Raw genomic sequence first — 23819 nt, forward strand, 5'->3', positions numbered from 1 at the left:
CTTTCGTAGGGGGCCAGCACGTTTTAACAGGCCCAACTTAGGCAAGCCTACAACTGGCCCCGGCATAGAGTAGGAGGGCTGCCCGCGCAGCGCGAGAAGCGAACAAGTGAGGGATCACACGCCGAAATGGCCACTGCGACCAACATCGATGCCACCGCTGTGGGAACAGCTGCATGGCTGTCGGATTCAGCCGCGACGATCATCGTTCCGGTCTATCAGCGCCAGTATCGGTGGGACATCGGCGGGTGCGAGCAGCTTCTTGCCGACGTGCGTGCCGTCGCAGATTCTGACCCGCAGCACATGCATTTCATCGGTTCGATTCTCTCGTCACTCAGCGCTGATGGCACCGAGCTGGTGCTGATCGATGGCCAGCAGCGCCTCACCACGATCATGCTGCTGGTGGCGGCATTGCACCACACGGTCCGCTCGTCCGACGCGGCGTTGGCCGCGGAACTCGAGCGCGTCATCGTCGCGCCCGGTGGCGGCACGCGGCTGCGTCCGCATGAGGCCTGGGCGGGAATTTTCGAGAGCGTCATCTTCGATCGTCGGCCAGAGGACGGGAGTCTTCGCGACTCCCGGTTCGATGACAACTATGCGTTCTTCCGCAGTCAGGTCAGCCTCGAAGAGGCCCCGCGAGTGTGGCGCGGGCTGCAGAAACTCGAACACGTCGCGATCACGCTCGGCGCTGGCGCGAACGCCCAGCAGATCTTTGCGAGCCTCAACTCGACCGGTGAACCGCTGCGGGATCACGAGTTGATTCACAATTACGTCCTCATGGGGCTCTCGCACGCCGAGCAGACCGAGATCGAAGAGACCTTCTGGCTGCCGATCGAGCAACTCACCGGCAATGCCATCGGCAGCTTCTGGCGACACTTCCTGATGATGGTGTCTGGGCGCGAGCTGTCCGCCGGCAATGACCACACCGTCTACAGCGAGTTCCGTGAACGATTTCCGGTGCTGGATGCCGCATCTCTCCGCGTGCACGCGGCTTTCTGGCTCGAGTGTGCTGAGGCGTACCGAGTCATGCTCGAGCCAGAACGCGCACCTGACGACGAACTGGTGCGGCAGCTTCGATACGTGAACACCTTCGGTCGCGGTATGTATCCGCTCGTAATGCGTACCTATCTCGACTGGCGTCATGGCGTGGTCGATCGTGCCACTCTGCTGGGGACTCTCGAGCACGTTCAGTCGCTTCTTCTTCGCCGTGAGGTGGTGGGTCTACCGAGCGACCGTCTGGTGGCGCGTCTAGCCCGGGCGCACGCCGAAGGAAGGCAGAGCCTGTGGGAGGCGATGGGCCGAATCACACCCTCGGACGAGAGGGTGCGCATTGCGCTGAAGTACAACGACCTCCCTCACCCGGCCTATGTGTTGTCACGAATCGCGGGGCGTGACTCGCCCGAGGGATTCGATGTCGACCACATCGTCCCGCTCTCCCCCGGCGCGACCTGGAGCGGCGACGGGACGCGCTCGTGGTCGGAGTACTCCGACGACGAGCAGAACAGCCATCGCGCCCTCTCGCGCACGATCGGCAATCTGGCGCTCTTGGAAGTACCGCTCGCCGAGCGCACGTTCGATGAGTCGTACCCGAGAAAGCGCGACGAGGGCTATGCCCACAGCGCCGTCGAAAGTACGCGCGAGATCGCGCATACAGCCGCATGGAGCACAGGCACCATCGCCCACCGAGCTGCCGTGATGACCGAGCGTTTCGTCGACGTGTGGAAGCGGGCGGCGATCGTCGGCATCGACGACGACGGTCTCACTCCCATTCTCGACGCGATTCTCCGAAGGGGATGGCCGCCCGGCTGGGAGTTCGAGTTCGCCTACATCGAGTATCGCGGTGAGCACTGGGAAGTTCCCGACGTGAAGTACCTGTTCAACCGCATCTTCAAGCGATTGTGGGCTGACTCCCGCTCCAGCGTGCTGGCATACAGTGATCGGCACGGTGGTCCCGTCTACCGCGAGCGGGCGTGGAATGGTCATTGGGACGCGCTGGATGAGGGCCACAACCTCTACATGGGGTGGGACTCCCGCTACATGCTGACTGCCATCCAGGGTGTACTCGACGAAGCCGGCATCGCGCCCGAGGTCTTCGTCAAGTACTCCTACATCGGTGCCGCTATGTAGCAGAACACGGAGCGTCGGGCATCACGCGATAGGCTCGATTCCCCAGGGGGCGGTGGCCAAGCTGGTCAAGGCAGCGGGCTCATAACCCGACGATCGTGGGTTCAAGTCCCACCCGCCCTACTACCGGTCCTAGCGATGCTCGCGTTGCTAGGGGCGATCCTTCACCGGCGGGTCGGGCCAGATCTTTGCTACGGCCTCGGTGACGCGGATCGATCCGGTCTTAGGCTGCGCGACGTCACCTTCGCCCGTGCTCCCCCGCTCGATGGGCAGTTCCTGACTGTGCCTGACGATCTGCGGGTGGTACCTGGCTAGTTGGAGTACGCCCCACATCGCAATCGCACCCACAATGCCGAACGCGATGTAAACCCAGAGGGGTGCGCCGGATGCCTCCTGCAGGACGATGAGGCCGATGAGGATCGCAACGATCGGGTCGATGACAGTCAGACCCGCGATGACGAGGTCCGGGGGGCCGGACGAGTACGCGGTCTGCACGAAGTATGCCCCGACTCCGGTACCGGCGATGAGCGCGACCAGGCAGAGCATCGTCAGCCAGTCGAAGTCGCCGGCCTGGATGCGCGTGATAACCACCTTCGCGAGGGTCGCGACGAAGCCGTACAGCACGCCGGCGGCGAGGATGTAGAAGAGGGCTCCGATGCGGGCTTTCAGCCAGATCCACAGGCCGGTGAAGACGACGATCACTCCCGCGAGCAGAAGAAGGATGGTGACCAACTGACCGTTCGAAACCGGCTTCTCGGTGGCGAAGAGCGCAGCGATCGTGACGAAGACAAATATGCCGCCCACGCACGCGGAGATCGCCACAATCGACCGACGTGTCGGCTTGTCTCCGCTGATTCGGGCGTTGAGCAGCGTCGTGATGACCAGCGCGATGGCGCCGAGAGGCTGGACGACGATCAGGGGTGCCTGCGAGAGTGCCAGCAGTTGGCAGATGATCGCGAGACCGAGCATGGCGGTGCCGATCACCCACGAAGGGCGAGAGAGCAGACGCATGAGTTGCCCGCCGGTCAAGCCCTGGCTTGCGGCAGCCCCGCTCAGGCGTTCGACCTTTGTCACGCCGCGGTGCTGATACTGCGCACCGAACGACATGAAGACCGCACCCAGTAGAGCGAGCGGAATCCCGATGAGCAGACCGGGATTCTCGAACACGCCGACGAGCGTTTCACCGACTTCTTCGAATTCGCTTGCCGTCCAGACCACACATCGACACTAGCCGCCGCCTGCTCTCGATAGGCTCAAGGCGTGGCCGTTCTCGCGATTCGCATCATGGGCGATCCCGTCCTGCATGCCCCTGCTGCCCCTGTCGAAGCTGTGACCGACGAGGTCCGTGGTCTTGTCGCTGACATGTTCGAGACGATGGACGCTGCGCCCGGCGTGGGTCTCGCAGCGCCTCAGGTGGGCGTGCCACTGCGCATCTTCACCTATAACTACGCGGACGACGACGGCAACGCGTGGCGGGGTGTGTTGATCAACCCTGAACTGTGGATTCGCCCGATCGAGCCTGGCGAACCCGACCCGGACGACGAAGCGGAAGGCTGCCTGTCCTTCCCCGGCGAGCGATTTGCCCTCCGCCGGTCCGACGCTGTGCTCGTGACCGCGACTGATCTCGACGGCGCGCCCGTACGCATCGAGGTCGACGGGTGGCGTGCGCGCATCATGCAGCACGAGTTCGATCACCTCGACGGCATCCTCTACGTCGATAGGCTCAGTGATTCGGACTGGAAGACCGTTCAGAAGATCGCGCGTAAGCGCGGGTGGGGCCGCCCGGGAGCATCCTGGACACCGGGAATCGATGACATCGAGGCGTGACAGGCGGGTGCGCAGACCGCCCGGGGAAATGAAGAACGCCCCGGAGTGGAGTCCAGGGCGTTCCGCTCCTCCACTTGGACTCGAACCAAGAACCTATCGATTAACAGTCGATTGCTCTGCCAATTGAGCTATGGAGGATTACTTCGCTCACGCGAAGACAACCAGACTATCCTAGCAAAACTTGCGGGCTGCTCGTGACGTCAGGACGCGATCATGCGGTGGTCTGTCTCACCGTTCGGTGTCCAGAGCAAGTCGCTTGTGCCCCGTCCGTACGCGATGGTGTGACCCCCCCGCATGACGAGCACATCTGCCTCGAGTTCGCGCACGGCGTCGGCTTCGTTGGTGACGATGACCGTCGACATTCCGTACTCGCTCCGGCGGCGGAGGATGGCGTCCCGCGCCGCGACACGAACCTCGAGATCCATGTTCGCGTACGGCTCGTCGGCGATGAAGAGGTGGGGTTGCAGCACGAGTGCTCGTGCGAAGGCGACGCGCTGACGCATCCCTGCACTCAACTCGTACGGATACTTCGCCGCGGCTCCGAGGGGCAGCATCAACTCGTCAAGTAGCGCCGCAACCCGGATCGAGAGCGCACGGGAATTCACGCGACGATCGCGGCTCGTGATGGGGGCACCGATAACCTCGGAGACGGTCGCGCGGGCAGGCAGGAGAGAACCGGCCGATTGAGGAAGGTAGCCGGTGAGATACGTGAGCACGCGGTGCTGACGCCCGGGTCTGCGCACCGCGATGCCCTCGACGACGGCATCGCCACCGACGATCGCGAGGCCTGACTCTTCTGACCCCGACAGCACCGCGGCAAGGCTCGACTTGCCCGCGCCTGTTGGACCCATGACGGCGAGTGACCCCCCGTGCGCGAGGACGAACGACACTCCGTCGACGACACGCAATGTCGGTCCCCCGCGGCCCGCGCGCGCAATCGAGAGATCGGTGCAGTGGATGGCGACTTCGGCATCACGTCGACGAGGCATGTCGCCATCCTGCCCTGCGCGGCACTGAATGCGCCACTAAACGTGCCTGAGAGCTCCGCTATTGCTCGACGATCAGTCGTTGGCGCTGCGCATCCAACTCGCGAAGTCGCAGACGGATGACGCGACCCTCGTCAGAATCCGGGGTCACCCGCTGGATTGCACCGAGCAGTTCACTCTTCTCGCGATCGAGCCCTCGGGAGATCAGGCGACGAGCAAGGTCACTCGCTGACGCGACTGCGGCGTCGTCGGTCAGCGCGGGAAAGTCCGATGCCAGAAGCTCTCCGCCGAGTGAGCGGTAGGGCTCGCGCACCGTCGTGACAGCATCGAGCGCCCATCCCGCGCGGGTTCGATCGGGTGCGTCGGCGATGGCTGCTCGCACTGCGTCGAGCGCGGGGTGGCTCATTCGCTGTTCCAGCGCACGGGTGAGAAGTTCTGCGTCGAGCCGATGGCCGAACTGCAGAAAGCCCATGAGCGCATCACGCTCGAGAGCGCTTTCGGCGGTCCGCGGCAGAGAGGCGATGGTCACGCGCGCGAGCGACGGCTCTTCGGTGGCGGATGCCTCGACCGGCGTTTCTGCCCTGGCGGACGGTGCGCGCGACGCGCGATCCACTTCGCGTCGCACGTCTTCGGTATCCATCCCCAGGCGGCGCGCAAGCACCCGGACGTACTCGGGTTGGAGGAGAGGATCCCGCAGCTCCGCCACGACGGGCGCTGCCGCGCGCAGGGCGCCGACGCGCCCCTCGACACTGGAGAGGCCAAACCCTGAGATGCGCTGATCGATGACGAACTCCACCATCGGCACCTTGGTGTCCATCATCGCGCGCACGGCGCCGTCGCCGCGCTGGAGCCGGAGATCGCAGGGGTCGAGGCCCTCGGGCCCGGTTGCCACGTAGGTCTGGGCGTTGAAACGTTTGGCGTCGGCGAAGGCGCGCAGTGCGGCCTTCTGACCCGCAGCATCCGGATCAAAAGTGAACACGACCTCGCCAGCAGCAGAGTCGTCACCCATGATCCGGCGCAGCACCGAGATGTGATCTGAGCCGAAGGCAGTGCCACAGGTCGCGACGGCGGTCGTGACGCCCGCAAGATGACACGCCATGACGTCGGTGTAGCCCTCAACGACGACGACCCGGCGTGGGTCTCCGCGTGCGATGTCACGCTTCGCGAGGTCGAGTCCGTAGAGGACCTGCGCCTTCTTGTAGATGGTCGTTTCGGGTGTGTTGAGGTACTTCGGACCGTTGTCGTCGTCGAACAGGCGACGGGCGCCAAACCCGATGACCTGTCCGGTGACATCCCGAATGGGCCACACGACGCGCCCGCGGAAGCGGTCGTAGACTCCCCGCTGCCCCTGCGAGACGAGGCCTGCGGCCGTCAGTTCTTCGTCGGTGAAGCCCTGTCCGCGCAGCGCCGAGTGCATGCCCGACCAGCCCTTGGGTGCGAAGCCCACGCCGAAGTGCGCGGCGGCACCGGCGTCGAAGCCGCGTTCGCCGAGGAAGCGCCGTCCGATGTCGGCGTCGGGGGTGGCCAACTGCGTGCGGAAGAACTCAGCGGCCGCGGCATTCGCCGCGTAGAGGCGGGTCCGACCGGTGTTCTCGGGAGCGGCCCCACCGTCCTCGTAGTGCAGCGCGTAGCCGATACGGCCAGCGAGTCGTTCGACGGCTTCGGTGAACGAGACGTGGTCCATGTTGCGGAGGAATGAGTACACATCCCCCGACTCGCCACAACCGAAGCAATGGTAAAAACCCGCCTGCGGGCGCACATTGAAACTCGGGCTGCGTTCGTCGTGGAAGGGACAGAGCCCCTTCATCGCCCCGACTCCAGCTGTCTTCAGCGCCACACGTTCGCCGATGATGTCGGCAATGTTGGTTCGCGCCTTCACCTCGTCGACGTCGGCCTGTCGAATGCGCCCGGCCATCAGGGCGCCTCGCGGTGGTGCGCGGGCGAACCGGGCGCCCAGACTCCGATGGACGCAGCATCCACCTCCCCGACAAGGCGCGTGTGCCATGCGATCGCGTGCTGATCGGTGAGACTTGCCACCTGATCCACGACGACCCGACGACGTGCGGTGTCGGTCTCGGCCGCAGCGAAGTCGTGCGTGTGGATCGGATCGAGTGCGCTCGGGTCATCCCAGAGGGCGCTGGCGAGTCGCTTCAGCACACGTCGCTGCTCTTTGTAGAGCGCCTTCCGGCCATCGATCGACACGACCGCTGCGCCGATGATGCCCTTGAGCACCGCCATCTCGGCCTCGATCACGCGCGGAACAACCACATGCGCACGGTACCGGGTCAGCACCGGGATCTCGTAGGCCTCGCGCGTAGCCGTGGTCGAGGCCCGCGCGAAGCGACCGATCAGATCAGACGTCAAGTTCTTCAATTGCGCCAGCGCCGCGCGAGTGCCGTCGAACGAGGGGATCCACTCGGGTAGGCGCATCAGACGGTAAAGGGCATCGGCGAGTTCGTCGCGGGCGAAGTCGAAGCCGACCCAGGTCTGAATCGCGGTGAGAAGCGCCTCATGCCCCGCGCGATCGGCCAGCCAGGCGGGGTCGATGTAGCCGTTGACGATCGCGTCCTCGAAGTCGTGCACCGAGTAGGCGATGTCATCCGACAGGTCCATGACCTCGGCCTCGATACAACGAACGCGACCGGGCGCAGTGCCGCGCATCCAGCGGAAGACGGCCTCATCTTCGGGGTAGACACCGAACTTCAGGCGTCCACCAGCATCGGGCAGTGGCTTGTCAGCGGTCCAGGGATACTTGCATGTGGCGTCGAGGCTCGCACGGGTCAGATTGAGTCCGAACGTCGCCCCGTCCGCATCGATGACCTTGGGTTCGAGACGCGTCAGTATGCGCAGCGTCTGTGCATTGCCTTCGAAGCCACCGATGTCGGCGGCCCACTCGTTCATCGCCCGCTCACCGTTGTGACCGAACGGCGGGTGCCCCAGGTCATGGCTCAGACATGCGGTATCGACCACATCGGGAGAGAGGTGCAGCGAGGTTGCCAGCTCCCGCCCGACCTGTGCGACTTCGAGCGAGTGCGTGAGGCGGTTGCGAGCGAAGTCGGCGGGGCTGGCGGGGCTGAGCACCTGCGTCTTCGCCGCGAGCCGGCGCAGCGCGGCCGAGTGCAGGACGCGCGCGCGATCGCGTGCGAAACCGTCGCGCTGCGATCGGTGGTGCTCGTAGTGGAATCGGTCGGCGTCGGCCTCGTCGTACCCCTCCGGTCGTGGAGCGGAGCCAGTGCCCTGCGGGTCAGCCGCCACTGTGATCCAGTTCTGCCTCGACCATTGCGCACGAGGCCTCCGCACCGAGTTCGCGCGAATCCAGCCAGCCATCGGGCAGGGCCGGTCGTTTGGGTGTGCCCGCGCGCCCGCGCTGACCCTCGGCTGCCGCGCCAGGGTAAGGCGCGTCGTGCTCGAGCGTTGCCAGTAGGTCATCGATCTCGGCCAGGCTGGATGCTGTTGCGAGCGCGGCGCGCGTCTCGCCGCCGACCGGGTACCCCTTGAAGTACCAGGCCACGTGCTTGCGGATATCTCGGCAACCGCGGGCCTCGTCTTCGACGAACTCGACCAGCAGCTCGGCGTGACGGCGGAACGCCTCCGCGACGAACCCGAGTGTCGCATCGACAGGGGTGCCCGACGCCGAGTCCGGTCCGCCCAGCGCGCGCGCGAGGTCGCCGAAGAGCCAGGGCCGCCCGAGGCATCCGCGTCCGACAACGACTCCGTCGCAACCGGTCTCGTCCATCATCGCGACGGCGTCTTGCGCCGACCAGATGTCGCCGTTACCGAGCACGGGGACGCTCGTCACCGTCTCCTTGAGCTTGGCGATCGCTGACCAGTCGGCATGGCCGGAGTAGAACTCTGCGGCTGTGCGAGCGTGGAGGGCGACCGCAGCCACCCCGGCGTCTTCGGCGATCCGACCGGCATCGAGATAGGTGAGGTGATCGCTGTCGATGCCCTTGCGCATCTTGACCGTCAGCGGGATGTCACCCGCTGCGCGGACGGCACGGGTGACGATGTCGCGAAAGAGTTCCCGCTTCCACGGCAGCGCTGCCCCGCCACCCTTACGGGTGACTTTGGGAACAGGGCATCCGAAATTCAGATCGATGTGATCGGCGCGGTCCTCGTCGACGAGGATGCGCACGGCGCTCTCGACCGTCGCGGGGTCGACGCCGTAGAGCTGAATCGAGCGAGGAGTCTCGGACTCGTGGTGAGTGATCAGACGCATCGTCGTCGTGTTGCGTTCGACCAGCGCGCGGGTGGTGATCATTTCGCTGACGTAGAGCCCCGCGCCGTACTCACGGCAGAGGCGCCGAAACGCCGTGTTGGTGATCCCCGCCATCGGCGCGAGGACGACGGGCGCATCGAGTTCGATGGGTCCGATCCGTAGCGTGCGCGCGGGCGCAAGGGCAGTGTTCACCTGAGCATTCTCCCATCCTCTACCGACCCTTCGCTGTACGAGAGGACGTAGCCTGTGTTTATGACTGAGGCCACGCTCACCGACCTGCGCAAGATTCCCTTCGACACTGCCGAGGGAACACCCTCGACGTTGTCCGAATTCGGCGACAAGGTCTTCTTGATCGTCAATCTGGCGTCCAAGTGCGGACTCACCCCGCAGTACGAGCAGCTCGAGCAGCTGCAGAAGACCTATGGCGAGCGCGGCTTCACCGTGCTGGGCTTTCCGAGCAACCAATTCCTTCAGGAACCGGGCTCGACCGAAGAGATCCTCGACTACTGCGCCATGACGTGGGGCGTCACGTTCCCCGTGATGGACAAGGTGAAGCTGAACGGCGGAAAGGCCGCTCCGCTCTACAAGGCACTCAAGGACGCGACCGGAGAAGGACGCGTGACCTGGAACTTCGAGAAGTTCCTGGTCACGCCCGACGGCAACGTGCACCGTTTCTCGCCGAAGACCCTGCCGGATGACCCGGCCATCGTGCAGGTCATCGAAGCGAACCTCCCCAGCTGAGGGGGTCAGGGCGGCTCAGGCCTCGACGTCCGCCGTCTCTTGCCGCTCGGTCCATACCTGGCGGACGATCTGGCTGAAGGCTTCGGCGGGCTGCGCACCGGAGACGCCGTACTTTCCGTCGATCACGAAGAACGGCACACCGTTGATCCCGTAGGCCGTCGCCTGAGCCTGGTCGGCACGCACGGCCGGTAGATAGCGCCCGGACGACAGCGCCTCCCGTGCCTGCTCGGCATCGAGCCCCGCGTCGGACGCGAGTGAGGCGAGTTCGTCGTGGTCACCCAGGTGACGGCCCTCGGTGAAGTATGCCGACATCAGTCGCTCGGCCATCTCGTGCTGTCGGCCCTGCTCCTCGGCGAAGTGCAGCAGTTCGTGCGCCTTCACGGTGTTGGTGTGTTTGAGCAGATCGAAGCGATATTCCAGCCCTGCGTCGCGTGCGACACCGGTGACGCGATCGAGCATCTGCTGGGCCTGCTCAGGGGAGATGCCCTTGTGGGTGGCGAGGTAGTCCGCCTCACCACCGTCGAAGTCGACGGGTGTATCCGGCGACAGCTCGAACGAGTGGTACACGACCTCGACCTTCGGGGCATCGTCATCGGCGGATGCCGCGGCCAGTCCGTTCTCGAGATTGCGCTTGCCGATGTAACACCAGGGGCAGGCGATGTCGCTCCACACGTCGATCTTGATTGCGTCCGTCATACCGGTCATAACCGACATCGGCGGGAACTATTCCGCGCGACAGAAGAAGGCGGCTCAGAGCGACGGAACGTCGGGCGTGTCTCTCGCGCCACCGAACCGACGGTCGCGCCCGAGGTAGAGGTCGATACCCGTCCAGAGATCTTCGCGCGAGAAGTCCGGCCAGAGCGTGTCGAGAAAGACGAACTCGGCGTACGCGGATTCCCAGAGGAGAAAGTTCGATGTGCGCTGCTCTCCGCTGGAGCGGATGAACAGATCGACGTCGGGCATGTCGGGCTGGTACAGACGCTTCTGGATCAGCTTCTCTGTGACCGCCGAGGGGCGAAGTCGTCCGGCGTCGACGTCCTCTGCGATCGACCTCATCGCGTCCACCAGCTCGACACGCCCTCCGTAGTTCACGCACATCGTGAGCGTGAGCGTCCGGTTGTCTCGGGTGAGTTGTTCGGCGAACTGCAGCTCTTTGATCACCGAGCCCCACAGGCGTGGCTTGCGGCCTGCCCACCGTACGCGCACGCCCCACTCGTTCAACTGGTCGCGGCGTCGGTGCAGAACATCGCGATTGAAGCCCATGAGAAACCGCACTTCATCGGGCGAGCGAGACCAGTTCTCGGTGGAGAACGCATAAACCGACAGATGCTTGACGCCTGCCTGAATGGCTCCGGCGACGACATCCAGCAGAGCCGCCTCCCCTGCCTTGTGGCCCTCGACCCGGGTCAGTCCCCGTCGGTTCGCCCAGCGGCCGTTGCCGTCCATCACGATCGCGACGTGGTTCGGTGCCGAGCCCTTCGGAAAAGCAGGCGGATAGATCCCGGTCCAGTCCACCGGGCGAAACGGTACGGCGTCCCGATGCGTGTAGGGCTTCGGTGTCATCGGCTCTCTCCGGAGGGGACGTGTGCGAGGGAGCGGATGCCGCGCTCCAGGTGCCACTGAGCGTATGCGGCGATGAGTCCGGAGGCTGCACCCGAGGTTGCCGGGGCGGCGGCATCCACGTCGTCCCACTCCCCCGCCATCAGCGACTGCAGAAGCCGCGCCGTCTGCGGTGCGACCCGCGCGGCGCCGGTCGGCGCGCATTCCCGGCAGATCATGCCGCCGAGCTGTGCGACGAAGGCGTCATGCGGGCCGGGCTTCGCGCAGCGCGCGCACTCGGTGAGCCCGGGCGCCCACCCTGACAGCGCCATCGCTCGGAGAAGGTAGGAATCGAGGATGCTGCGTGAGATGTGCTCACCTTTGGCGAGCGCGCGCAATCCACCCACGAGCAGCAGATACTGCTGCGATGTCGCTTCCGCTTCGTTCAGGCGGTCAGCCGCCTCGACCATCGCGTGTGCCGAGGTGTAGCGGTCGTAGTGCACGACGATGTCGGCTCCGTACGAGCCGATCGACTCTGCCTGCTGGACGATGTCGAGCGAACGCCCCTGGTACAGCTGGACATCGGCGACCATGAACGGCTCGAGCCGCGAACCGAACCGCGAGGACGTCCGCCGCACGCCCTTGGCGACGGCTCGCACCTTGCCGTGTCGACGGCTCAGCATCGTCACGATCCGGTCGGCTTCACCCAGCTTGTGGGTGCGCAAGACCACGACCTCGTCGCGGTAAGTGGGCACGGTTCCATTATCGCGGCAGGGTGCGACGTACGGCGGGATGCGCGGCGGTGCGCACTGAGATCACCGCGCGGAGCCGAGAGAATGTAGGCGTGACTGAGCCGCTCTTCGTGATCCCGCTGTGGGCCGATCTCATCGCCGTGGGGCTCGGCGGTGTGCAGGGGGCGCTGTTCGCCTCCGGATTCCGCGGACAGCGCCGACTCGACCTGCTCGGTGTCGCCATCATCGGCATCGTCATGGGCATGGGCGGTGGTCTCATTCGCGACCTGCTGCTGAACGCGACACCTGTGACGCTGCAGAGCAACTGGTACCTCTTGACCGCCACGCTTGCGGCGTTGCTCGGGATGCTTCTGGCCGGTGTCTTTCAGCGACTCAATGCGCTGATCGTCGGACTGGATGCGGTTGTCATCGGGCTCTTCGGAGCGTTCGGCACGAGCAAGGCACTCGCGCTCGGGCTCCCTGTTGTCCCCGCCGTGTTCGTCGGGGTGTGCTCGGCGGTGGGTGGAGGCATCCTGCGCGACATGATCATGGGTCTGCCCGTCGCGATCATGCACGTCGGATCGCTCTACGCGGTCGCTGCCGGGGCCGGGTGCACCGTCGTCGCGCTTTCGCACGCTTTCGGTGCACCCCTGGTCATCGCCGCCATCGCCGGACTCATCGTGACGACGGTGATCCGCCTGCTCGCTGTGCTGTTCGACATCTCTTTGCCCGAACAGCGCGCGCTGTACCGTCGCAAGGTCGCGGTCGAGACCTCGGCGATCCCGATCATCAAGCCCTGACCGGTGTTCAGACTCCGGCGAGCTGAGGGGATCCTTCGCGCGTACGGATCGCACGGTTGACACCCGAGACGATCGCCTTGAGCGATGCGGTCGAGATGTCTCCGTCGATGCCGACACCCCAGAGGCGTACACCATCCACCTGCAGCTCGACATAGGCGGCCGCTTGAGCGTCGCCGCCGGCGCTGAGCGCGTGCTCGACGTAGTCGTAAAGGGTCACATCGAAGCCGTGCGATCGCACGATCTCGAGAAACGCAGCGACGGGCCCGTTTCCGTGGCCGGATGCCTCGGCCCGGTCTTCGCCGTCACGCAGGGTGACATCGAGTGACACGTCGCCGGACAGGTCGCTCTGCGTGCGCGTGCCGAGCAGCTCGAACCGGCCCCAGCGCTCGTGATCGATCTGCGAGGGCAGGTACTCGTCGATGAAGATCGACCAGATCTGGTCGCTCGTCACCTCGCCGCCTTCGGCATCCGTCTTGGCCTGCACGACGCCCGAGAACTCGATCTGCAGTTTGCGCGGCAGGTCCAGGGCGTGGTCGGTCTTGAGCAGATAGGCCACGCCACCCTTGCCGGACTGCGAGTTGACGCGAATGACGGCTTCGTACGAGCGGCCGAGATCCTTGGGGTCGATGGGCAGGTACGGAACCGCCCACTCGATCTCATCGACCGAGACGCCTTGTGCGGTCGCCCGGTTCTCCATCGCCTCGAAGCCCTTCTTGATCGCGTCCTGGTGCGATCCGCTGAAGGCGGTGAAGACGAGGTCGCCGGCCCAGGGACTGCGCTCGTGGACCGGAAGCTGGTTGCAGTACTCCGCAGTGCGCTTGACCTGGTCGATGTCACTGAAGTCGATCTGCGGGTCGATCCCCTGCGTCAGCAGGTTGATACCGAGAGCGACCAGGTCGACGTTTCCGGTGCGTTCACCGTTGCCGAACAGGCAACCCTCGATGCGGTCGGCGCCGGCCATGTAACCGAGTTCGGCTGCGGCGATCGCGGTGCCCCGATCATTGTGCGGGTGAAGCGAGAGAATCACGTTCTCGCGGTGCGCCAGGCGTCGGCTCATCCACTCGATGGAGTCGGCGTAGACGTTCGGCGTCGCCATCTCGACGGTCGCCGGCAGGTTGATGATCACCTTGCGGTCGGGCGTCGGCTCGAAGATCTCGATGACGGCATTGCAGACCTCGAGCGCGTACTCGAGTTCGGTGCCGGTGTAGCTCTCGGGCGAGTACTCGTAGAAGACCGCAGTCTCGGGGATGCGCTTCTCGAACTCACGGCACAGGCGCGCGCCATCCAGGGCAATCTGCTTGATGCCCTCGCGGTCGCTGCGGAAGACGACCTCGCGCTGCAGAGTGCTCGTGGAGTTGTACAGGTGGACGATTGCGCGCTTCGCACCTGCGATCGATTCATACGTTCGTTCGATCAGGTGCTCGCGTGCCTGGGTGAGCACCTGGATGGTGACGTCATCGGGAATGAGGTTCTCTTCGATCAACTGGCGCACGAAGTCGAAGTCGGTCTGGCTCGCCGAGGGGAACCCGACCTCGATCTCTTTGTAGCCCATGCTGACCAGCAGGTCGAACATGATGCGCTTGCGCTCGGGGCTCATCGGGTCGATGAGCGCCTGGTTGCCGTCGCGAAGGTCGACCGCACACCAGCGGGGTGCTTCGGTGATCTGTGCGTCCGGCCAGGTGCGGTCGGTCAGAGTGACCCCGAACTGGCTGCGGTACGGGCGGTACTTGTGGATCGGCATCCCGGAGGGCTGCTGGGTGTTCTGCATGATTCGTCGCTTCTTCTCTCGCCCCGGTCAGGGCTGGCATATCGCTTCGGTGAAGGACAGTGCCGGATGAATGCGGGCCAACAGCAATCTCCGCGACGAGGGAGGCCCTAGAACGAGGACTCGTCGCGGCGGCTAAGAAGGAGGAGCCGGCCGAAGCGCATGGGTTGATGGTAGCAGGATCACCGCGTTGTATCACCGCGCATGTCGCATGCGGTGAGACGAATCGATCCCGTGCGACACTTACCGGTCATGACCCGTCATCGCAGACACTTCCTCGTCGGAGCACTGACCGCTGCATCCGTCCTGCTCATTTCCGGCTGCGCGAGCGCGAACAACACTCCGGCAGGAGGAACCGCAGCCCTGGGTTCGGTGTGGCCCGCACCGCCCGCGGGCGACGTGATTGCGCAGGGCACGGTCATGGATGTCGACGGTGCTGTTGAGCTCTGTCTCGGAGCCATCATGGAGTCGTATCCGCCGCAGTGTTCGGGCGTCCCGATCACGAATTGGACGTGGGACGACATCGATGGTTCAGAGAACTCGGGTGAGGTGACGTGGGGCGCCTACGCTGTGCAGGGCACCTACGACGGCGAGTCGTTCACCGTCACAGAGGAACCGATCATGCTCGCGCTGTACGACCCGATGATGGCGGAAGACCCGACGGGTGGAGAGCCCGGCGAGGGCGAAGAGGCCGAGCTGCTGTCGATTCAAGAGGAGTTGCCCGACCGGCTGGGCGAGGGACTCCTCGGCTCAGGCCCCCAGGACGGCTGGCTCTGGGTCGACGTCGTCTGGGACGACGGCACGTGGCAGGATGCCGCAGACGCGGAGTTCGGCCCGCAGAAGGTCCTCATCCGATCAGCGATGCGCGAGGTCAGCGGCTGAGCTGACCGATCAGGCGCTCAGGGCAGGAGTGCGATCTTCCCGCCGGGATGTCCTCGCATGAGGAAGGCGACCGCATCACGGGCGTCCGCCAACGGATATGTGCGCGCGATCGGAACCCGCAGCGCCCCTGCACCGGCGAGGCCGATCAGGCTTTGTCGCACCGCGTCGCGATAGACGGTGCTCTCCGGCTGTGCTCCCGCGATCCAGACGAACCCGTCTGCTTTCGCGCGCGCCGGAGAGACGATCGTCACGATTCTGGCGCGATCCTTCACAAGAGCGAGCGACGCATCGATCGCTTCGCCTGTGCCGACAGCATCGAGACTTGCCGCGACATCCGTGCCGGCAGCCTCTCGCACGCGATCCATCACACCCGGGCCATAGGTCACCGGAATGCCACCGAATTCACGCACTCGGTCGAAGCTCGCCTCGCTGGCCGTTCCGATCACCCGCACGTCGAGGTGCCGGGCGAGCTGTAGCACGGCGACACCGACGGCCCCCGATGCTCCGTGCAGCACGATGGTTTCTCCCGCAGCGACCGAGGTGACGTCGAGCATCTGCGACGCCGTCGCCCCGGCGAGCAGAAGATTGGCGGCCTCTTCGTGCGGGAGCGAGGCTGGCTTGGCGAAGACATGCTTCGCGGGCACCGTGAGATGCGTGGCGTAGCCGCCCTGCACGCGGAATGCCAGCACCTCGTCGCCGACAGCCGCAGTCCCTGAGCCGATCAGGGTGTCGGGGCCGATGGCACTGAGCACGCCCGACACCTCGTAGCCGATCGGTACCGGAAGGTTCACGCCCGTACGCGGAGCGCTCAGGTGTTTGAGATCCGCAGGGTTGAGTCCGGCGGCCACGATTCGAATCGTCACTTCGCCGGCACCCGGATCCGCGACCTCAAATTCTTCGAGGTCCCAGTTCTCTGTGCCGCCCCACGCGCGGGCCACCCACCGCTGCGCCATGTCAGAACCCCAGTCGACCTAGCTGTTTGGGATCGCGTTGCCACTCTTTGGCAACCTTGACGTGCAGATTGAGGTACACGCGCGTGCCGATCAGCGGCTCGATGCCGGCCCTCGCCCGACGACCGACGTCGGCCAAGCGTGACCCCTTGTGGCCGATGATGATCGCCTTCTGGCTGTCTCGCTCGACGACGACGTCGGCCCAGATGTCGGTGAGATCGGAGTCTTCTCGCGGAGCGATGTCTTGGATCATGACCGCGATCGAGTGTGGAAGTTCATCGCGCACGCCCTCGAGCGCCGCTTCGCGAATGATCTCGGCGACCCGGTCTTCGATGCTTTCGTCGGTGACGACACCCTCAGGGTAGAGGGGAGGACCGGCCGGCATGAGCGAGAGCAACTCATCCGTCAGAATGTCGAGCTGCTCACCGCCGAGCGCAGACAACGGAATGACGGCAGCCCAGTCTTCGCGGAGAGCATCGACTTCGAGCAGTCGCTCGGTGATCTGCTCGCGTGAGGCGGCATCGGTTTTTGTGACGATCGCGACCTTCTTGGCTCGTCCGTAACCGCTGAGCGACTCGGCAATGCGGCGATCGCCGGGACCGACCTTCTCGGTGGCCGGAACGCAGAAGCCGATGACATCGACATCCCCGAGCACGGTGTCGACGAGGTCGTTCAACCGCTGGCCGAGAAGAGTGCGCGGGCGGTGAATACCCGGCGTGTCGACGATCACCAGCTGACCGGCAGGACGATTCAGGATGCCGCGGATCGCGCGCCGCGTCGTCTGTGGCTTATCGCTGGTGATCGCGACCTTCTCACCGACCAGAGCGTTGGTGAGCGTGGACTTGCCGACGTTCGGTCGGCCTACGAAAGTCACGAAACCCGAGCGGCCCGTGGTCGATTCAGGATCGGTCACGACTTCTCCTTCTTCTTCTTCTGTACGCGAATCTCGCCGGTCTGCGGTATCCGTACGTCTCCGGTGCGCGGCACGCGAATTTCGCCCGTTCGCGGGGCGCGTGCGCTCACGACGTCTTCGAGATCGGCGGAAACCTCTGTGCGCTCGACGAACACGGTCGCGATTCCTCTGCCGCGGCCGAGGGACGCGCCGCCCGTCATCACGAGGCCCTCGTACTCCGCCGTGGACCCGGGCTGCGGAACCCGCCCGAGGGCCTTGCCCAGCAATCCGCCGATCGAGTCGACATCCTCGTCCTCGAGGTCGATGCCGAAGAGGTCGCCGACCTCGTCCAGACCCAAACGCGAACTGACGCGATACCTGCCGGGCTCGAGCTCCGTCACTTCGTCGGACCGCGGGTCGTACTCATCAGCGATTTCGCCGACGAGCTCCTCGATGAGGTCTTCCAGCGTGACCAACCCCGACACGCCGCCGTACTCATCCACCACGAGACACACGTGAACGGCGTCACGCTTCATCTGTTGCAGCAGTGTTTCGGCCTTCATCGATTCCGGCACGAACACGGCGGGGCGTGCAATGCGGGTGATGGGAGCGTCACGCCAGCCCGCTTCATCCCGGAAGCCGAACTGCACGAGATCTTTCAGGTAGACCACACCCACGACATCATCCGCCTCGTCATCGACGATCGGAATGCGCGAGACGCCCTTCTCGAGGAAGATCGACATCGCCTCGCGGGTGAATGCCGCGGCATCCACCGTCACCATGTCGGTGCGGGGCACCATGACCGCGCGAACGAACGTATCGGTGAACTCGAACACCGAATGGATGAGTTCGCGGTCGTCTTCTTCGATGAGGTCGTGCGACGCTGCTTCGTCCACCATGCTCAGCAGCTGCTCTTCAGAGGCGAAGGACGCGCCTCGCGAACCGCCGGGGGTTACCCGATCGCCCAGCGCGACCAAGCCGTGAGCGAGCGGACCCAAGATGATGCGCACTCCCCGCACGACCGGTGCCGCACTCTGCAAAAGCCCCTTCGCGTGACGGCGGCCGACACTGCGAGGACTTGCCCCGACGATGACGAACGAGATCGCTGTCATGAGTATCGCGGCGGCGAGCATCGCCCACCAGATGCTGTCGAACAGGATCGTGAAGGCGACGGTGACGAGGACGGCAGCTGCCGTCTCGGAGAGAATGCGAATGAAGACGACGGACGTACCGTGCGCTTCAGGATCGTCGGCGATCCGCTGGAGAGACACCGCGTTGCGCGCACCCGTCGCTGCGAGGACTTCGAGGTCACCGCGAGACGTGACCTGGAGTGCCGCGTCGATCGCGACCATGAGGGCACCGAATGCGATCAGCAGCACCGCTGCCAGCAGGAGCAGGGCGGCGGTCATGAACGACTTCGGCGACGTTCGGCGGTGTGGAAGCTCACCAAGAGATCCCGCTGTATGCCGAACATCTCGCGCTCCTCTTCGGGCTCGGCGTGGTCGAACCCGAGCAGGTGGAGCAGTCCGTGCGTGGTGAGCATGACAAGCTCGTCCATCGTCGAGTGTTTGGCGGTAACGGCCTGGGCCTCAGCCACCTGCGGGCAGAGCACGATGTCTCCGAGGAGCCCGGCGGGAGTCGGGTGCTCGTCCGTGCCCGGTCGCAGCTCATCCATGGGAAAGCTGAGTACATCGGTCGGCCCTGGCTCATCCATCCACTGGACGTGCAGTGACTCCATCGCCCCTTCATCAACGAGCAGGATCGCAACGTCGGCGTCGGGGCTCACGTGCAGTTCGGCCAGATTGTGTTCCATCAACCGCAACAGCACCGTCTCGTCGACGACGATGCCCGACTCGTTTCCGATCTCGATGGTCATGAGCGTCCTCGCTTGGGGAGATTGTCACGCGGATGCGGCGGGCGCATGCTGCTGCGACGCTCCGCGCGGTTTGCGAATTCGGATGCTTCGTCCCGCTCCCGGCGCCCGGCGAGCTTGCGTTCGTCATACTCGGTGTAGGCATCGACGATGCGGCCCACCAGCGAGTGGCGCACGACGTCTTCGCTCGTGAGGTACGAGAAGTGGATGTCGTCGATCTCGCCGAGCACGCGGGTCACTAAACGAAGGCCCGAGGCGCCAGCCGGGAGGTCGACCTGCGTGATGTCGCCGGTGACCACCATGCGGGTACCGAACCCGAGCCGAGTGAGGAACATCTTCATCTGCTCGGGTGTGGTGTTCTGCGCTTCGTCGAGCACGACGAAGGAGTCGTTGAGCGTGCGGCCGCGCATGTAGGCCAAGGGGGCGACCTCGATGGTGCCGCTCGCCATGAGCTTGGGGACGAGTTCGGGGTCGAGCATTTCGTTGAGCGCGTCGTACAGCGGTCGAAGATAAGGATCGATCTTGTCGGTGAGCGTTCCGGGCAGGAATCCCAGGCGCTCGCCCGCCTCCACCGCGGGACGGGTCAGAATGATGCGGCTGACCTCCTTGCGTTGAAGCGCCTGCACGGCTTTCGCCATGGCGAGGTACGTCTTGCCGGTACCGGCGGGGCCGATGCCGAAGACGATGGTGTTCTCTTCGATCGCGTCGACATACGCCTTCTGGCCCGGAGTCTTGGGACGGATGACCTTGCCCCGAGAGGTCAGGATCGCCTCCCCCATGACTTCAGACGGGCGTGGGCCGCCGTCGGTGCGCAGCATCTTGCTCGACGTGGATACCTCTGCTTCACCGAGCGCATGCCCTGCTTTCGTCATGGCCAAGAGCTCGTCGACAAGCGAACGCGCCGCAGCAACAGCATCCGCGTCACCGGTGAGCGTGATCTCGTTACCGCGGACGTGCACGTCAACGCTCGGGTGCTCCTTCTCGACGACGCGCAGAAGACGGTCTTGCGGCCCGAGCAACTGCACCATCGCCACACCGTCGGCGTAGATGCGGTCCACTGTGGGATCGCTTGCGGATTGGTCAGCCACCAACACTCTTCTCGTCAAGTCCGCCGGCGAGCACGTGCGCGTGCACGTGGAAGACAGTTTGGCCCGCGCCCGCGCCGGTATTGAAGACCAGCCGGAAGTCGCCGTCCGCATGCTCTGCCGCGAGGTTGTCCGCCAGTGCGACCATTTCAGCCAGAAGCGCCGGGTCACCCTCTGCCAACGCCACGACGTCCGCGTACTGCTCGGTCTTGGGAATCACGAGGAGGTGCACAGGAGCCTGCGGAGCGATGTCGCGGATCGCGAACGTGTTCGTCGTTTCGGCGATGATCTCAGCGGGGATCTCACCCCGAAGGATGCGCGTGAAGATCGAAGTATCGCTCATGGACCCAGTCTACCGAGGTGGGTCTCTCGCGGACCGGACGTCACCAGCGGCCCAGTGTGGCGCTGATCACGGCGATCGCGGCAGGACCCGCGGTCGATGTGCGCAGAACTGTTTCGCCGAGCCGCACGAGCGTCGCTCCGGAAGACGTGAACTGGGCAAGCTCTTCTTCGGTGATCCCGCCCTCCGGACCGACCACGAGCACAATGTCGCTCGTGCCGGAGAAGTCGAGGCCGCTCAGGGCGTTCTGTGCGCCGGGTTCGAGGATCAGAACCCGAGCGGACTGAGTCCGCGTGAGGAGTTGCTTCGTCGTCTGAACGGGCTCGACGCTCGGCAGCCAGGGGCGATGGGCCTGCTTGGCCGCCTCGCGAACGATTGTGGCCCAGCGTGCTCGGCCCTTCTCCGCCTTGGCAGCATCCCATCGCGAGACGCTTCGGGCCGCCTGCCAGGGCACGACGCTGTCCACTCCGAGCTCGGTCGCGGCCTGGATGGCCAGCTCGTCTCGGTCGCCCTTGGCCAATGCCTGGACGAGCGTAACCCGGGGAATCGGGGCGGGGATCTCGCGACGCGAGGCCACGCGAACGATCACTTCGCGGGGCGTGACCGTGACGCATTCCCCCTCGAACCACGTTCCCGCTCCGTCACCAATGGTTACCGCTTCGCCTATGCGCACACGCCGGACCGTTGCGGCATGGTGTGCCTCGGTTCCGGTGAGCAGCACATCCTCGCCCGGCGCTGCGTGCGATGGCTCGGCGAGGAGGAAGTGGAGAGTCATCCGTCACGCGTTCCGGAAGCGATCACGCAGCTTCGCAAAGAGGCCCTGGTGGAACTCGGACAATTGCGGCGCGGGTGCCTTCGTGCGGCTCGCGAATTCTTCGATGAGCGCGCGGGACTTCGCGTCGAGCTTCGTGGGCGTCGCGACGTGGACGCCGACCCGAAGATCGCCCCGCTGCGAGCCACGCAGCGGCGTGATGCCGCGTCCCTTGATCGTGAGAACGTCTCCGGCCTGAACTCCGGGCCGGACTTCGAGCTCGACGGGGCCGTCGAGCGACTCGATCGTCGTGGTCGTGCCGAGGATGGCATCGGGCATCGACACCTCGAGCGTGGCGAGGATGTCGTCTCCGTCGCGGCTGAAGACCTCATCGGCGCCGACGTTGATCTCGAGATACAGATCGCCGTTCGGACCCCCCGCGGGACCCACTTCGCCCGAACCGGGCAGCTGCAAGCGCAAGCCCGTTTCGACTCCGGCGGGGATGTCGATCGACACCGTGCGGCGCGCGCGAACTCGGCCCTGACCCTGGCAGGTCGCGCACGGGTACGGGATGGTCGTGCCGTAACCCTGGCAAACGTTGCACGGCTGCGAGGTGACGACGTTGCCGAGCAGGCTGCGAACCTGGCGCTGCACATTTCCGGCGCCGTGGCAGATGTCGCATGTGACCGGGGAGGTGCCTGGCTGGCAGCACGAACCTTCGCAGGTCTCGCACAGCACGGCCGTATCGACCTCGAGATCGCGATGGACGCCGAACACGACATCCTTCAGGTCGAGGTTCACGCGGACGAGAGCGTCCTGACCGCGCTCGCGACGCGAACGGGGGCGACCCGCACGCGCTCCGTTTGCCGCGCCGAAGAACGTCTCGAAGATGTCGCCGAACCCGCCGAATCCGCCCGCGCCGGCACCGCCGAAAGGCGAGTCGCCGCCGCGGTCATACTTTGCGCGCTGATCGCTGTCGCTCAGAACGTCGTAAGCGTGAGTCACCAACTTGAAGCGTTCGGATGCATCTTCCCCGGGGTTCACATCGGGGTGGAGTTCGCGCGCCAAGCGGCGGTACGCCTTCTTGATCTCGTCCGTGGTGGCCTCGCGCGAAACGCCGAGGACCTCGTAGTGGTCAGCCACAGAATGCCTTCCTGCCCGCGTGTGCACAGCGGGATCGTGTGGGTAGGTGGGGCCGCGTCAGCGGCTCGACTCGTCTTCTTCGAGCAACCGCGTCAGGTAACGAGCGACTGCTCGAACCGCGGCGAGATTGGTCGGGTAGTCCATGCGTGTGGGGCCGAGCACTCCGACGCGCGCGCGGGATCCGGTCGCGTCGTAGTCGCTGGCGACGATGGATGCTTCACCCAGCCCGAACGCATCGTTCTCTCGGCCGATGCTCGCCGCGAGACCGTGCTCGTCGGCGACCATCTCGCTCATGAGCTTCAGCAGCGTCACTTGTTCTTCGATCGCCTCGAGGAGCGGGTAAATGCTTCCGCGAAAGTCGGACTCGCGCCGGGCGAGGTTCGCTGCGCCCGCAAGCACGAGACGGTCCTGACGGAACTCCTCGAGTTCTTCCGCGACGACGCGCACGATCGCGGCGGTCGCGGATGTGCGAGACGACTCGGGCGCGCTCGGCGCCGCCAGATGATCGGCGATCTTCTGGAGTCCCTCGCGCACGGGCTTGCCGACCAGCAGGGCACCCAATTCGGCGCGCATCACGGCGAGGTCGGCATCGTCGAAGTCATCGCGAACGATCGCGATACGTTGCGAGACGCGACCGGTGTCGGTCACGACGATGACGAGCATGCGCCCGCCGCCGAGCTGAACCAGTTCGACGTGCGAGACGGTGGCTCGCGCAAACGACGGGTACTGCACGATGGCGACCTGGCCCGTGAGCTGGGTCAGCGCGCGAACCGTGCGAGAGAGGGCGTCGTCGAGGTCGCCGGGGCCGTCGAGAAACGAGGCAATCGCCGAGCGCTGCGCCGTGTTGAGCGGGCGCAGTTCAGCGAGGTGATCGACGAAGACGCGGTACCCCTTGTCGGTCGGCACGCGGCCCGACGACGTGTGCGGAGCTGCAATCAGCTCTTCGTCTTCGAGAAGGGCCATGTCGTTGCGAATCGTGGCCGCCGAGACGCCGAACGCGTGACGCTCGACGATGGCTTTACTGCCGACGGGCTCGTGCGTGTCGACGTAGTCCTGCACGATCGCCCGCAGAACCTGCAGACCCCGCTCACTGACCATCCCGACTCCTCACGCCCGCCTCTGGCACTCGCATGACTGGAGTGCCAATTCTACCGGATGGCCGGGGATGCGGCGG

General features: G+C 65.3%; 23 protein-coding genes and 2 tRNA genes. 6 read left to right on the plus strand and 19 right to left on the minus strand.

Annotated features, from left to right (window positions below; translation table 11 throughout):
• Window positions 1-126: 126 nt before the first annotated feature.
• Together LG299_RS01930 and LG299_RS01935 are read left to right on the plus strand one after the other, a co-directional pair.
• Window positions 127-2124 carry a DUF262 domain-containing protein gene (locus LG299_RS01930; protein WP_404433007.1) on the plus strand — a complete coding sequence of 666 codons (1998 nt, stop codon included), beginning with the start codon at window positions 127-129 and terminating at the stop codon, window positions 2122-2124.
• A gap of 46 nt (window positions 2125-2170) precedes the next feature.
• Window positions 2171-2244 (plus strand) — tRNA-Ile (locus tag LG299_RS01935).
• Window positions 2245-2271: 27 nt separating this feature from the next.
• On the opposite strand, the gene LG299_RS01940 is transcribed toward LG299_RS01935, so the two are convergent.
• On the minus strand, window positions 2272-3339 hold the full coding sequence (locus tag LG299_RS01940) for a DMT family transporter (protein WP_404433009.1): 1068 nt from the start codon (window positions 3337-3339) through the stop codon (window positions 2272-2274).
• Between the two features lie 42 nt (window positions 3340-3381).
• On the opposite strand from LG299_RS01940, the gene def reads away from it, so the two are divergent.
• Window positions 3382-3948: a peptide deformylase gene (def, locus tag LG299_RS01945; RefSeq protein WP_404433011.1), complete on the plus strand. Its 567-nt coding sequence runs from the start codon at window positions 3382-3384 to the stop codon at window positions 3946-3948.
• 65 nt (window positions 3949-4013) lie between these two features.
• On the opposite strand, the gene LG299_RS01950 is transcribed toward def, so the two are convergent.
• The 5 genes from LG299_RS01950 to dusB all read right to left on the minus strand — a co-directional run bounded on the left by LG299_RS01950 (window position 4014) and on the right by dusB (window position 9345).
• Window positions 4014-4086, minus strand: a tRNA-Asn gene (locus tag LG299_RS01950).
• A gap of 62 nt (window positions 4087-4148) precedes the next feature.
• Window positions 4149-4937 carry an ATP-binding cassette domain-containing protein gene (locus LG299_RS01955; protein WP_404433013.1) on the minus strand — a complete coding sequence of 263 codons (789 nt, stop codon included), beginning with the start codon at window positions 4935-4937 and terminating at the stop codon, window positions 4149-4151.
• A 58-nt stretch (window positions 4938-4995) separates the two neighbouring features.
• Window positions 4996-6849 carry a DNA primase gene (gene dnaG, locus LG299_RS01960; protein ID WP_404433015.1) on the minus strand — a complete coding sequence of 618 codons (1854 nt, stop codon included), beginning with the start codon at window positions 6847-6849 and terminating at the stop codon, window positions 4996-4998.
• On the minus strand, window positions 6849-8189 hold the full coding sequence (locus tag LG299_RS01965) for a deoxyguanosinetriphosphate triphosphohydrolase (protein WP_404433017.1): 1341 nt from the start codon (window positions 8187-8189) through the stop codon (window positions 6849-6851). The genes dnaG and LG299_RS01965 overlap by 1 nt, the downstream gene beginning before the upstream one ends.
• Window positions 8179-9345: a tRNA dihydrouridine synthase DusB gene (dusB, locus tag LG299_RS01970; RefSeq protein WP_404433019.1), complete on the minus strand. Its 1167-nt coding sequence runs from the start codon at window positions 9343-9345 to the stop codon at window positions 8179-8181. Before dusB ends, LG299_RS01965 begins: the two co-directional genes overlap by 11 nt.
• Before the next feature lie 60 nt (window positions 9346-9405).
• On the opposite strand from dusB, the gene LG299_RS01975 reads away from it, so the two are divergent.
• The gene (locus LG299_RS01975; RefSeq protein WP_404433021.1) at window positions 9406-9894 is read left to right on the plus strand and encodes a glutathione peroxidase; all 489 of its coding nucleotides are present in this window, start codon (window positions 9406-9408) and stop codon (window positions 9892-9894) included.
• Between the two features lie 15 nt (window positions 9895-9909).
• Here LG299_RS01975 and LG299_RS01980 read toward each other — a convergent pair whose 3' ends face one another.
• Genes LG299_RS01980 through recO form a run of 3 tightly spaced genes read right to left on the minus strand, consistent with a single transcriptional unit; the run spans window position 9910 to window position 12188 of the window.
• On the minus strand, window positions 9910-10590 hold the full coding sequence (locus LG299_RS01980; protein ID WP_404433023.1) for a DsbA family protein: 681 nt from the start codon (window positions 10588-10590) through the stop codon (window positions 9910-9912).
• Between the two features lie 54 nt (window positions 10591-10644).
• Window positions 10645-11457, minus strand: a complete 813-nt coding sequence (locus LG299_RS01985; protein WP_404433025.1) for an isoprenyl transferase — start codon at window positions 11455-11457, stop codon at window positions 10645-10647.
• Complete coding sequence (gene recO, locus LG299_RS01990) at window positions 11454-12188, minus strand: DNA repair protein RecO (RefSeq protein WP_404433027.1); 735 nt, start codon at window positions 12186-12188, stop codon at window positions 11454-11456. The genes LG299_RS01985 and recO overlap by 4 nt, the downstream gene beginning before the upstream one ends.
• Before the next feature lie 89 nt (window positions 12189-12277).
• On the opposite strand from recO, the gene LG299_RS01995 reads away from it, so the two are divergent.
• On the plus strand, window positions 12278-12964 hold the full coding sequence (locus LG299_RS01995) for a trimeric intracellular cation channel family protein (protein ID WP_404433029.1): 687 nt from the start codon (window positions 12278-12280) through the stop codon (window positions 12962-12964).
• 7 nt (window positions 12965-12971) lie between these two features.
• On the opposite strand, the gene leuA is transcribed toward LG299_RS01995, so the two are convergent.
• Complete coding sequence (gene leuA / locus LG299_RS02000; RefSeq protein ID WP_404433031.1) at window positions 12972-14732, minus strand: 2-isopropylmalate synthase; 1761 nt, start codon at window positions 14730-14732, stop codon at window positions 12972-12974.
• Between the two features lie 249 nt (window positions 14733-14981).
• Between leuA and LG299_RS02005 the strand changes: the two genes are divergently transcribed.
• Window positions 14982-15611, plus strand: coding sequence for a hypothetical protein (locus LG299_RS02005; RefSeq protein ID WP_404433033.1), 630 nt, complete (start codon window positions 14982-14984; stop codon window positions 15609-15611).
• Between the two features lie 17 nt (window positions 15612-15628).
• Here LG299_RS02005 and LG299_RS02010 read toward each other — a convergent pair whose 3' ends face one another.
• Genes LG299_RS02010 through hrcA form a run of 9 tightly spaced genes read right to left on the minus strand, consistent with a single transcriptional unit; the run spans window position 15629 to window position 23743 of the window.
• Window positions 15629-16564, minus strand: coding sequence for an NADP-dependent oxidoreductase (locus tag LG299_RS02010; RefSeq protein ID WP_404433035.1), 936 nt, complete (start codon window positions 16562-16564; stop codon window positions 15629-15631).
• Between the two features lies 1 nt (window position 16565).
• Entirely contained in the window at window positions 16566-17474 is a 909-nt protein-coding gene (gene era / locus LG299_RS02015; RefSeq protein WP_404433037.1) for a GTPase Era, read from the minus strand.
• Window positions 17471-18862, minus strand: a complete 1392-nt coding sequence (locus LG299_RS02020) for a hemolysin family protein (protein WP_404433039.1) — start codon at window positions 18860-18862, stop codon at window positions 17471-17473. Before LG299_RS02020 ends, era begins: the two co-directional genes overlap by 4 nt.
• Window positions 18859-19329: an rRNA maturation RNase YbeY gene (gene ybeY / locus LG299_RS02025; protein ID WP_404433041.1), complete on the minus strand. Its 471-nt coding sequence runs from the start codon at window positions 19327-19329 to the stop codon at window positions 18859-18861. Before ybeY ends, LG299_RS02020 begins: the two co-directional genes overlap by 4 nt.
• A complete protein-coding gene (locus LG299_RS02030) occupies window positions 19326-20354 on the minus strand; it encodes a PhoH family protein (protein ID WP_404434766.1) in 1029 nt (342 codons plus the stop codon). The genes ybeY and LG299_RS02030 overlap by 4 nt, the downstream gene beginning before the upstream one ends.
• 52 nt (window positions 20355-20406) lie before the next feature.
• Window positions 20407-20754 (minus strand): HIT domain-containing protein, encoded by a 348-nt coding sequence (locus tag LG299_RS02035; RefSeq protein WP_404433043.1) that lies wholly within the window; start codon window positions 20752-20754, stop codon window positions 20407-20409.
• Window positions 20755-20794: 40 nt separating this feature from the next.
• On the minus strand, window positions 20795-21526 hold the full coding sequence (locus LG299_RS02040; RefSeq protein WP_404433045.1) for a 16S rRNA (uracil(1498)-N(3))-methyltransferase: 732 nt from the start codon (window positions 21524-21526) through the stop codon (window positions 20795-20797).
• A gap of 3 nt (window positions 21527-21529) precedes the next feature.
• Complete coding sequence (gene dnaJ, locus LG299_RS02045) at window positions 21530-22645, minus strand: molecular chaperone DnaJ (protein ID WP_404433047.1); 1116 nt, start codon at window positions 22643-22645, stop codon at window positions 21530-21532.
• A gap of 57 nt (window positions 22646-22702) precedes the next feature.
• Window positions 22703-23743, minus strand: a complete 1041-nt coding sequence (hrcA, locus tag LG299_RS02050; protein ID WP_404433049.1) for a heat-inducible transcriptional repressor HrcA — start codon at window positions 23741-23743, stop codon at window positions 22703-22705.
• Window positions 23744-23819 lie beyond the last annotated feature (76 nt).

It is taken from the genome of Microbacterium lacus, from assembly GCF_044794305.1.
GTDB lineage: Bacteria > Actinomycetota > Actinomycetes > Actinomycetales > Microbacteriaceae > Microbacterium > Microbacterium lacus_B.